1 protein-coding gene is annotated in these 417 nt (G+C 71.7%); it reads left to right on the top strand.

Features of this window, described 5'->3' with window-relative positions:
• On the top strand, positions 1–417 hold a 417-nt coding region (locus HB681_RS37800; protein WP_345944819.1), incomplete at both ends, for a tetratricopeptide repeat protein.

Raw genomic sequence — 417 nt, 5'->3', positions numbered from 1 at the left:
GGCTCATCGTCGGCCCGGCCAACAAGGTGATCGGCGACGTGCAGACGCGCCGCGGCAACTATGCCGGCGCCGTGGCCAGCTACGAGACCGCGCTGGCCAACAGCTCCGAGCGCTATGCGCCACTGGTGCAATCGTCGCTGGTCAACGCGCTGATCGAATCGGGCGACACCGCGCGTGCACGGCAATTGTTCGACCAACTCGCGCCGCCGGCCGAGCCCCAGCTCGCGGCCCAGCTCGAGCGCACCCGCGCGCGGCTGCTGCTGGCCGAGAAGAAGCCCGACGAAGCCGTGGCGCTGTACCGCCAGCTCACCACCCGTGCGGTGGGCACCGACTCGGGCTACTACCAGCTCTGGGCCTGGGACGGCGTGGCGCGCAGCGAACTGGCGCGCGGCGACAAGGCGGCCGCTTCCGTCGCGA

The organism is Variovorax sp. dw_954, assembly GCF_018449755.1.
Taxonomy (GTDB): Bacteria; Pseudomonadota; Gammaproteobacteria; order Burkholderiales; family Burkholderiaceae_C; genus Variovorax.
The sequence above is the reverse complement of the archived record's forward strand: the minus strand, read 5'-3'. Positions and strand labels throughout refer to the sequence as shown.